6 protein-coding genes are annotated in these 12121 nt (G+C 44.8%); 2 read left to right on the forward strand and 4 right to left on the reverse strand.

The genetic code is table 11. The annotated features are described in order from the left end of the window. Nucleotides 1–5: 5 nt before the first annotated feature. Entirely contained in the window at nt 6–3137 is a 3132-nt protein-coding gene (locus tag EZ315_RS00840) for a DUF4450 domain-containing protein (protein WP_135469791.1), read from the reverse strand. Between the two features lie 3 nt (nt 3138–3140). Beyond that, on the reverse strand, nt 3141–5243 hold the full coding sequence (locus EZ315_RS00845; protein WP_135469793.1) for a hypothetical protein: 2103 nt from the start codon (nt 5241–5243) through the stop codon (nt 3141–3143). 202 nt (nt 5244–5445) lie between these two features. Here EZ315_RS00845 and EZ315_RS00850 point away from each other — a divergent pair, with 202 nt between their 5' ends. Further along, nucleotides 5446–6669 (forward strand): IS4 family transposase, encoded by a 1224-nt coding sequence (locus EZ315_RS00850; protein WP_135469795.1) that lies wholly within the window; start codon nt 5446–5448, stop codon nt 6667–6669. Nucleotides 6670–7399: 730 nt separating this feature from the next. Here the strand turns inward: EZ315_RS00850 and EZ315_RS00855 are convergent. Further along, nucleotides 7400–8878 carry a DUF6377 domain-containing protein gene (locus tag EZ315_RS00855; protein WP_135469797.1) on the reverse strand — a complete coding sequence of 493 codons (1479 nt, stop codon included), beginning with the start codon at nt 8876–8878 and terminating at the stop codon, nt 7400–7402. A gap of 622 nt (nt 8879–9500) precedes the next feature. Between EZ315_RS00855 and EZ315_RS00860 the strand changes: the two genes are divergently transcribed. After that, on the forward strand, nt 9501–10838 hold the full coding sequence (locus tag EZ315_RS00860) for an NADP-specific glutamate dehydrogenase (RefSeq protein WP_135469799.1): 1338 nt from the start codon (nt 9501–9503) through the stop codon (nt 10836–10838). 208 nt (nt 10839–11046) lie between these two features. Here EZ315_RS00860 and EZ315_RS00865 read toward each other — a convergent pair whose 3' ends face one another. Next, entirely contained in the window at nt 11047–12084 is a 1038-nt protein-coding gene (locus EZ315_RS00865) for a hypothetical protein (protein ID WP_135469801.1), read from the reverse strand. Between the last annotated feature and the right edge of the window lie 37 nt (nt 12085–12121).

Genomic DNA, 12121 nt, shown 5'->3' on the forward strand with positions numbered 1-12121 from the left:
TCAATTTATGGACGCTGTATAGTAATACCCATAATCCCTGCAACAACATCCTTAGAAACAGTCTCAAGATGTAACGACTCAAGACCACGTGACATATCCAATGGAATATTCAACAGCACACCGGCACCTGACGGAATATAACGGTCAGCAGGACCTTCAAGCCCGAGACTTGCTCCGAGAGAACGTGACACCTCCCCTGAAAGGAGATGTACGCGCATGGGTGGTTCTGTTCCGAGAGGCTGACTGAATGCATGCTCATCAGTATAGAAATCCTGCTCGACAGGAGCCCAGTTCACAGGATTGATCAACGGAAAAGATGTCGTATCACCATCCGAATATCTTACTGTCACACGCGCATTCTCCATCCCCCACTGCATATGGTTGGTGCTACCTGCCATCAAGATGTATATACTGGTCGCCTTGCCCTTAAGAGGGATTGAAACGTGAGCAGGATAGTTATCCCACCGACTTGTATATACGATATTACGACCATTAGATGGAATCTGAAATGGGATATTTAACAAATGTACCGTACCATTTCCATCAGCAGAAAGTCGGCGCAAACCTGTGTCATCAATATCGGCTGTAAGTTGAGGATGGCACCACTCCCCTATCCCTTGAACCGGTATCTGCAAAGTTGTCACATCCGGACGCGGCGATTCATAACGATTACGGAATATATTGGATACGGAATCATTATAGAATGCTGCAATATCGACAGGAACACATTTCGAAGGCTTTATGTCAGCAAAACGACTGGTAATAGCGGCTTTCGAAATATTAGTATCTTGCTCTTCAACACCAGCATCCGATGGTTGCCACCATTTAAGCATACCGGACTCCATCTGAGTGAACAGGACTGGTCCCACCGTCCTGACAGCCCCTGTCGGCACATATTCACGAGACGCATCACGGATAATTTCCACAACGTTTTTTTTACCGCTACACAACTTAACATTAATCAACGGTCGAGAGATTGCCATATCGACCGCACTCCAGTCAGAAGACCCTCCATCGACCCTTACCTCTCTAAGTCCGAGAGCCGACACACATAACTCCAAAGATGTCCCAGACGGATAACGACCCTCTATAATATAGGTATCTACCTGTCCTTCCCGCTTAAAACTATAAGTGATATCCTGCATCGAGACTGACGCGCAATCCCAACCTTCAGGAAATCCGGGACGTATCACCACACGCTTATTATCACCAATCAGGCAAGGACGTATGCCATACAGCCCCTCAGTGAGAGCACGGCTCCACACACCGATAGGATCTGCAAAATCCCTGTAACATTCACCCCGGGCGGCATCGTACTGACTTATCTGACCGAAATTCAACGGTGAGGCTCCTGAATACATGTTATCCATTATCACCCCCTTCATTATCGCATAGGCATCATCCGGACGGTCAGCCTGCCAATAAGCCAAGGCCGTATGCATCACCTCGGCAATGGCAACATTGTTGATGCTCCATGAATAAGGCTTCCAATTGGTAGTGGAAAGAGTGTACAGGGAAGTATCACAATTTAAGGGGATGTGAGGAATCTCCCTATCGATGTAACGTGTGGCTGTGTACCATTTGAATTCATTACCTACACGTGAATCTATGGCATGATATATGGTCCATAATGCCGGGAAAGGGTGCAAACGACCGTCGGTCTCTCTGAATTCAGCCCAACATCCACGGTCTGGCATCCATAATTTAGAATCTATGGCATTATTTATCCCTATGGCATCCCAGATGAATTGCCATGAGTTCTCACCTATGGCCCTTGCCACTTCAACGGCAAGCTTATTAGCAAAGTAATTATACGCAGAGGAGTGTGTGACGGCTCCACCGCTATAATACAGAGCATCGCTTGCCCAAATGCAACAATAAGCGTCATACAGATAATCTCCATCCGGATCGAAATTGAGTCTCTCCCATTCGAGATGACGCTTCAAGACCGGGAAAAGCCTGCGCATGGCGGCAGTATCTCCTGTATGCATAAAATGACGCAACATTGCATCTATATACACGAGATTCATATCGTAATGCGACATCTCAGTCTTTTTGCCGGGACGTCGACATATATATCCATTGCTATACATAGGAGTCCCCCACTTTTTCTCTGCGCGAGCCATATTCTGCTTATGATCCTGACGTGGATGAGAATATACAGGCGGAATATCTGTGATCTGATTGGCGGCATAGGTCTCAAAATGTTTTAAAGCACGATCATGCCATCCGAGAGCATCTCCGCAATAAGCACCACGCCAACCGAGATGCGGAGTGCGCCAACCGATGGCACCATGCAACCATGCCCTACCGCCCCATATACCGTCAGCTGCCACAGCAAGAGCTGCACCGACAGGGTTCAGCCATTCATCCGGGGTTGATATCTCCATGGCTGAAGCCAGAGTGGATCTCTCATCCTCCGCCTGAACCATAAGCGATTCAAGACTCGATAAAGGGATATCTCCATCAGGGAAATACGCAATAATCTTACTCTCACCTGGATTCAGCTTGACAGCACCTTCATATATATTATCATGTGTCACAGATCGCTTATATGCCGGAATAATGAGGCAGATCTCTTTTCGCTCTTTCACTCCATACCAAACAGTGACACTATCACCGCTAAATGAGTACTTATTCCCTTTGCAATACTCAGGCTTGAGAGAAAAACAGTCGGCAGGGTCAACCCCAAGATCTCCGTTGCGGGAAAACTTTTTGCCGGAAACACCTCCGAAAAACACAGGAACGGACACTTCATTACTATTATTATTGGTGAGCCGCCATAAGGCACAATCGAAAGAGCGCATCACCTGAACCTCAATAGTCACGCCACCTTTTTCGTAGTCCATACGGCCTGGTGTATAATGAGCCACACACTTCCCCTCGGGAAGTATAAAACTCATATTCCCGCCCATACCTGGAAGATAGACCCCAAACACAGGTATGTCACTACACTCAATACGGAATCCTGAATGAGCACCATAGAGAGCTCGGTTATACATGTGCTTACAATCAACACACACAGCCGAGATACCGTCAGGGCGATAGTGCATCCCTTTGTAAGCCAAGACCGGAAAAATGGTCATGGATAGAAATACACTCAACACCGACCACCTCAATTGTACAATCCTATTCATATGCTATGGCAATGGTTTTATACCTTCCCAACGCACATTCCAGGTTCCGTCCTTAGGAAAACCCGGATTCCTTACATCACAACCATCCCAGCCGGCAGTCATCAGAGCAATAGCAGTAAGCAGTCCGCCATTGCCGGGAAGATAGCAACGCAGACGGTCGTCCTGATAGTTATGACCGTTGGGAAGATATGTATTGGTACGTTTATCCATCATAAGCGCGTTCACTGCCTTCTCAGGCTCACCGAGACGAGTGGCACACATTGCAGTAGTGGGATAATCCCATCCCCATGTCTTATTCCAGTTCCAGTTGCTGTAGATCCAGTCAAAAGTTGAATTCATGATATCCAACTCCAGAAGAGGCGACTGCGGAAGGATGCCGAGAGCACCGAGCACAGCCATATGATCAGATGTGAAACGTATGTCGCTATATGTCTGAGGTGCCGTTTCTGCTGCAAGATACAATGAATCTTTGGATGACAGATGCGAAAGTGACGATGCTATCTCATCCCACTTTTCATCACGAGGCAGCCCGCGACGTTCACGCCACTTATTCGCCGTAAGAAGCCCGAAATGCCAATAGGACAGTTCGAAAGGAGGATTCACTGTCTCAGCAGCCCTGAGGGTTTCCTGAGCAGGAATAATGCCTTTAAGCGTGTAGCGTCCTTTCACCGGATCATATGATACGAATGATGCCATGAAACGCGCGGTCTCCTCAACCTGATCCGCATACTTTTCAATCACAGCTCCATTAGGATTGGCTCGGTGAAGCAACTCTGCAAGATATATTATATGAGGCTGCTGCCATATGAGAAATGAGCCCACCTTGGATGGAGCCTCGACACCTGAGGGATCGGTCATCTTCATCCATCTCACTCCATCAAATCCCTGTCGATGAGCTATCTCACGAGCCAACGGCAACACCGACTCATACCAAGGCAGAGTGCGTGCCAACAGATTGTCATGACCATACAGAGCAAATTGAGCCTGATGCCACCATATCATTTCAAGATGGAACTTCCCGAACCAAGAGTTATAAGTCAGTCCAGTCTCCTGTGGAGGAGTGGAACCAGCGCACTGGACGGCAAGAAGGTATTGCGACAGGACAACCCTGCGTTCAAGTTCTTGGGCACGAGGGTCGGTGCACTCGCTGAAATCGACAACTCCTCCCGATCTCCAGAAATAGTCCCAATAACGTGATGCTTCGGAACGGACCTCCAAGGCATTAGCCTCATAGACACCTGTATCTAACGGGGAAAATTCAGCCGTAAAGCTCCATGAATCACTCAAAGGGGTCAATCTGAACTCATTTCTCCCAGTCATGGATGGGATCACATCTCCATCCCAACTTACACTGATATAGTAGGACGTATCATCAAGTGTGTGACTAAGCATAACATTATTTTCTCCCGATGATACAATCCTGGTTGCATGTAACGAATCGCATGACCAATCACAAGCATCATCAGCATGAGCACCAGTAGGATACGGAAAACGGAATGCCACAGGAAGCTTAAGTGAAGTGTTGATCTCAGCTGAAACCATGTCACGATCAGGATGACAGGATGTAAGCACACTGACAGGCTTGCCATCCACCTTATAGTTCGAGCGTATCACACCATTCCACATATCAAGCACCTGATCTATATCAGTCACCTGTCGAGGTGATATGTCAGCTATGCCTATACATCCCAGATGTAATCTATGAGGATTGACCCTAAACCATTCACAAGCAGCCTTACCCCTCTCAGGCTCTTTAAGCTGTGTAGAATAAAGTTCTGTATGCCCATGCCCGAAATCATACTCCTTGAGAGTCTCGGAATGAGTATAACTCTCCGCGTTAGGAAAAGAATGCCATCCCCACTGGCTCTGAGTACCCAATGGCACACCTTTCCGATAATATTCCGGGAAAGTCTGCAAACCTGTGGCATCAACGGTAAACGCAAACTCACCATTGCCAACCGTGAGTGACGACAATGTGTCAATCTGTGTCACACGAGGGTTATTACGAGCCACAAGAGATCCTCTGTCAATAAGCTGCGCATCAACAGAAAATGCACATACAATTATTAAAGCACTTGACAGTAGTGCTGATAAACGTATTTTCAAGACATATTAGTTAAGGTGATTTATAATCCAGCAAATATTTCTGAGTACAAATTTACAAAATTACCTAAAAATATAAAGCCTATATACAATTATTACTGTCCGCTAAACTTTTTTAGTAGCGGTTGAAAATTAGGGCTGGCACCTATTGCAGGAGTCAGCCCTAAATGGTTATTTTGATGTCGCCAAACTATCTTAAATAACCATGAGTAAAAGTAGTAATTTCTTCGGACAGCCGACATATGGTCAGCTGATAAAATCACTTGATCGTGAAAAAATAGTTGAAATCAGCCGAAAACACGGCGGAGAGAAATATGTCAAGAGCTTTGACGGCTATACGCATTTGCTTACGATGCTATATGCTGTCATACAGCGCTTCGATTCATTGCGTGAGATAGAGACTTCTATGACAGCCGAGGTACGCAAACTCCATCATGTAGGCATTGACACTGTGCCCAGGCGGAGCACCTTGTCGGATGCAAATGCCAGACGTTCAGAGAAGTTCTTTGAAGATGTATACCGCGACTTGTATGCAGCCAATAAAGACATTCTTTCCTCGGACAGCCGACGCAATGGCACGGAAGAGTGGATAAGACGGCTTAGAATCATCGATTCCACTACAATCACGTTGTTCTCCAATGCTATTTTCAAGGGTGTTGGCCGTCATCCGAAGACGGGAAAGAAGAAAGGCGGCATCAAGGTACACTCGGTCATACATGCCAACGAGGGCGTTCACTGCGACGTACAGTTCACTTCGGCAGCGACCAATGACTCCTTCATGCTTGCACCGAGCCATTACAGCCACAACGAGATAGTAGCACTTGACCGTGCATATATCAACTATGCCAAATTCGAGGAACTGACGGATCGAGGGGTGGTATATGTAACCAAAATGAAGAAAAACCTCAGTTATGAAATACTTGTGGACTGTATGCACCAGAATCCGCAGGGACTGATGGAGTACCGTGAACAGGTCGTAGTGTTCCGTAAAGACGGCATCAACCACATTGCAAGAATAATCACATACGTTGACATTAAGAAAGGCAAGAAGCCAAAACTTATATCGCTTCTCACCAATGACTTCGACATGCCTCTGGAGACAATCGTGGCCACCTACCGTCGCCGATGGCAGATTGAGTCGCTTTTCAAGCAGATAAAGCAGAACTTCCCTTTGCGATACTTCTATGGCGAAAGTGCCAATGCCATAAAAATACAGATTTGGGTAACGCTCATAGCTAATCTGTTGCTCTCGGTCTTACAAAGCACCTTGCAAAGGCGTTGGAGCTTTTCTGGACTGGCTACAATCGTCAGAATTGTACTGATGTATTATCTGAATCTCGAAAAGTTCCTAAATCAGCCCGACGCTGACTTGAAAATCATGCTCGCAGAGGCCTCGGAATCCCCTCCTGAAGATCCCGAAAACTGCTGAGGGGGCTTGTCAAATACAAAAAGTAAGCCCAACTTATGCTGTTCAAGAAGTTGGACTCACCCTTTTATGGTTTAGCGGACAGTAAAAATATACAATAAAAAAGAGCCACCATCATCACGAAGGCCGCTCCAAACAGAATCTAACGTAGTGAAAACTTTTATCTAACAAAAACTAATCTTGTTACCTAATCTTTTTACCTTAAACTCAACCTATTTTACCATGATACAATCTCTATTATAAAAATGGTGTTGTCTGTAATTTTTATCACATCGCAAAGTTAAAGGGTTATTTCTTGCGAAACAACCCCTTGACAAAGCTATCAAAATCGTATTTAATAAAATCTAAACATATGGCAACTGGTAATCAATATATTAGCTTGTCAATTACTAATATTTATCTAAACGTAATAGTTCGGTAAAATTTGCATATTCAATTGAATATCAATAAGATGCAACAACAATTCAATATCAATGCAAACTATTGTGTATCAGTGCGATACAGCTATGCCTGCTCAAAAATTACCGAACTGTTGTAAACGGTAATCAAATAAATATACACATAAAGCCTCAGAAAGCCCCTATTTTCTTTGCATCCTCCTCAAAAGAAGCTCTATCCACTGCACGAGTACGAAGCTTGTTTCTATAAGTATATATAGTGTTAGTAGAGATCCCGAGAAACCGTGCAATGACAGCAGCATCGTCGATACCAAGACGACTCAAGGCAAGCACCCTTAACTCCGTAGTAAGAATCCCGGGGAAGAAAGCACTATCTGTTTGTCCGGCTGCAATAGCTTATTAACATCTTCTATATATGTAGGGAAAATATGAAGCAACGCTTCATCGAAAACCTCATAGAACTTGCGACGCTGCTCGTCAATGATACGACCCGACTTAATATAGGCAAGAAGCTCTTCAGCCTGTCCGGCTGTTATCTTTCGTCGGCTCAATCTATTATAATCCTCCAGGCTCTCAATATACGATGAACAAAGCCCCATGAACTCAGTTATGTAAGTCTCCTTAGCAAGATTCGCCCTGGCAAGACGCTCTTCGACAACCCTAAGTTTCTTAACCTCCTTGCGTTTATTAACAATCATTTTTGCCACCAACACAAGTAACATGATGAGCACTACCACCAATCCCGAAAGAATGGCAAGCTTATGATGTCTATCCTTGTCAATATCCGATGAAACATCCATAAATGCTTCATTCAATCTCATAAGGTTGAATTTCATGTCGCCTTGAAGAGCCTGGTCAAGAGATACTGCAAGATAATTATACGCACGCGACTTATCGTTAGTGAGCGAAAGCATCTCTCCGAGCCGCATAAGTGCCACCCCACTAAGATTAGCCGACCTGATATTTGCTATAGCTCCTTTGGAATAATAGTAGACTGACTCATCATAGTTGCCTGTCTCCCAAAAATATTCACCCAAAATGGTATTGACAAAAGGATAATTCTCATCTGATTCATCTGCTATCTCCAACATTTTCTTAAGGCTGGTAACCATCATCCGCTTCTTGCCATCAACCATATTGATCAGAGCATCACAATACAGGTATGCACTGCTGTCATTCCCTACGTATCTTTTTTCAGCCTCAAGATGTTTACGCCCATGCACAAAATAATTGGTCCACTGGTCTCTATGTTCATAAAATGCGCCCAAGGTAACATATGTGGCAAAACCTACGTAATGAAACCGTCGTTCCACACCTGGCATCACACCTGATTTCTCTACATGATTAAGGTCATCTATACAATCATGCACACGCCCCCTGTTGAAGAATGCAAAAGCTCTCTCCACTAAGAAAAGCTGCATATACAGAGAATCCGACTCAAGCGCACTCAGATGCAAACCTCGGTTGCATACATTAATGGTAGAATCGGTAGATATATCTGACCACAGACGAGCCTGCTCAAGATAAAGCGACAATTGCCGCCCCTTATCCATTGTCTCATTTATGAGCACCTCTACCGAATCAGCCTTAGCCCGCCGCTGATCCATATAGATCTTACGATCGGCTATGAGCTCGTCAAGCTGCTCCAACAAATCTTCATTGCCGGACGCATTGTAGGATAATGCATTTATATGTGATGATAATATTACATTAAGCACTATAATTAGGAAAATGGAGAGAGCGATTTTCATGAGAGGGTTGAATGTGTTAATGCGTGGTATGAGAGAGGATGTGTTCTTGAATTTGTTAAACATTGATTTGAATTACTGACTTACGTTAAGCAATAATTTATTTTTTCGTACTATTTCGCTCTGTATTGCAAAGATAGGAACAAAAAATGGTAGCAGAAAGAAATCACGGCTCTCTTTTTCATTAAAAAAGGTTAAGATAATCGTTGTCAATGTTATAATATCGTGATAAAGATCGAACAGGATATTTAGTTAAATTTTATTAATCAGCACGATATTTTGGCAAAAACATTTGTTTATATTAAAGTACTAATATAACTTTGCTAAATAAGTTTTTCATGGTATTAGATTTAAGGTAAGAAAGTTATTCGTCGTGATGACGAGTAATTTTTTTTGCTTTTAATTGTCTTTATCCCTATACACACAACCCAAAGTTTCAATTGTATCATATGAGTCCATACCGAGCTAGGTGTGGACTCACATTGCTATAACCAAACATCAATGACAATATAAACAATCACATATTTTGTTATTTTTCATTGCAAATATTTTGAAATTAACCATAATTTATATAACTTTGTCGCAAAAATAAAACAGCATATAACATTTTGACATTCCAGACCGATATAACAGGACAACAAACAACGATATAAAATAAAACGAATCTCAGATTCCAATTTCCTAAGGTATGAAAGCAACAGAAGTTATTGACGACCTGAAGCGTCGTTTCCCGAACGAGCCTGAATATATACAGGCTGTAGAAGAAGTTCTCACCACAATCGAAGATGTGTACAACGAAAATCCGGAATTTGAACGTTACAATCTTGTCGAACGTCTGTGCATTCCCGATCGGATTTTCTCGTTCCGTGTATCATGGGTCGATGACAAAGGGAAAGTACACAATAATATGGGATACCGTGTACAGCACAACAACGCCATCGGTCCATACAAGGGAGGGATACGTTTTCATTCGTCAGTCAACCTATCCATACTTAAATTCCTTGCTTTCGAGCAGACTTTCAAGAACTCACTCACCACTCTTGCAATGGGTGGAGCAAAAGGAGGAAGCGACTTCTCTCCCCGCGGCAAGAGCGACATGGAAGTGATGCGTTTCTGCCAGGCCTTTATATCAGAACTGTGGCGACAGATCGGACCTGACACAGATGTACCTGCCGGCGATATAGGAGTAGGAGGCAGAGAGGTCGGATACATGTTCGGTCAGTACAAAAAGATGGCTCGTGAATTCACCGGAACATTCACAGGGAAAGGACTTGAATTCGGAGGCTCCAAAATACGCCCTGAGGCTACCGGATATGGCAATGTATACTTTCTTCTCGAAATGTTGCGCACACGCGGCATTGACATTGCCGGCAAACGGGTAGCCATATCGGGATCAGGAAATGTGGCAACCTATACCGCCGAGAAGCTGCTAAGCCTTGGAGCAAAAGTGGTGTCAATGAGCGACTCTGACGGCACAATCCATGTTCCAGAAGGACTATCACGCGAACAACTTGACTACATATTCAAACTCAAAAACATATACCGTGGCAGAATCCGCGAATTTGCCGAAGAATATGAATGTGAATACTATGAGGGCGAGCGTCCATGGCAGCGTGTGGCATGTGACATCGCAATGCCATCAGCCACACAGAACGAAATTGATGGCGATGATGCAAACGCACTCATAGCCAACGGATGCATCGCAGTAAGCGAGGGTGCCAACATGCCATCAACACCTGAAGCGATACGCGAATTCCAAAAAGCACATATCCTGTATGCACCTGGCAAGGCTGCAAATGCCGGCGGTGTATCGGTATCAGGGCTGGAAATGTCACAGAATTCTCAGAAACTCTCATGGAGTGAAGAGGAAGTTGATGCCAAACTTCAACAGATAATGACCGAAATACATAACCAATGTGTGAAATACGGCAAAGAAGAGGACGGTTACATCAACTATGTCAAAGGAGCAAACGTGGCTGGCTTCATGAAAGTCGCACGCGCAATGATGGCACAGGGAATTTTATAATTAAATATACACTCTATCAAGCTAACAACCAACTACATCCCTAAATAGACACTGTCCCGGGCCTCCGTACAAGTGATTGTGCGGAGGTCTATTTTTATATGAAATACGATATTAACGGACACATAGCAAGCGGCATGCACAACAGATGATGCGAAGTAACGAGCACCAAACATGCTGCGGCATGCCGCTTGCATATAGATTTTTTCAGTTACAGTCCGAGAGTGAGAGTAGTAAGGAAACGGCCTGCACTTCCTGAACCGAACGACAATGTTATATATCCCCTATTTCCGCCAAACCAAGTCGATGTCAACAAGCCTCCTGCATTATTGACCGAGACAGGCACACCATAAGTGCTGACAAGATCCGAATATACGGAATTGTAACGAGACATATCATAGACAGATGTAGAGTAATAGAAACTTGAAGCATCCAATCCTCGACTGCCGTAGTAGAGTGCCGCATCAGTCCAAACATAATTCAGAGCAGGAACATTTCGCAGATATACTATATCATTGGCATACCCATCTACAGAATATCCCGAATTATAGAGATAATCCAAGGAAGTTCCTATCGCAACTCCGAACGACAACCCGAGTATACCACGTATGACAGGGACTCCGCGATGAGGACGCCATGCCGGAGGTGGCACCGGACGATAATGCGGACGAACCATCACAGGCCGGTGAGGACGATGTGGCGGACGAATCATTGGCGGACGCGGGGCTGGATGACCTCCTGGACGCAATCCATGGTTTGGACGATGAGATCCACCAGGACGGACACCGGGATTCGGGCGACTGTTTCCAGGACGATTGCCCACATTAGGTCGGTCACCATGATCCGGTCGATGATTATTCCCATTTCCAGGGCGAACACCTGGATTCGGACGATTGCTTCCTGGGCGATTGCCAACGTTAGGTCGATCGCCATGATCCGGTCGATTATTCACAGGACGATTCCCGACATTAGGACGACTGTTATTGCCTGCTCCATTATTAGGACGCGATGCGGTACCCTTATTGCTCTGGGAACGGCGTCCGCCATTTTGAGGACCCACGCCTGACGGACGACGCGCCTGAGTGTTCCCGCTGCGCACCTTATCACCTGATTGACGAGAAGACCGCCCGGAATGCTCAGTGCGGGATTTATTTTCTTTAGCTCCGTTATGACGCTGTGCATCAGCTGACGGAACACACATAGACACCAAAGCTATGGCTAAAATGAGGTTTTTTAGAACTCTTCTCATAACCATAAATGTTTAGAGCGTTAACAGTGTTGCATTT

This window comes from Duncaniella freteri, assembly GCF_004766125.1.
Lineage (GTDB): Bacteria > Bacteroidota > Bacteroidia > Bacteroidales > Muribaculaceae > Duncaniella > Duncaniella freteri.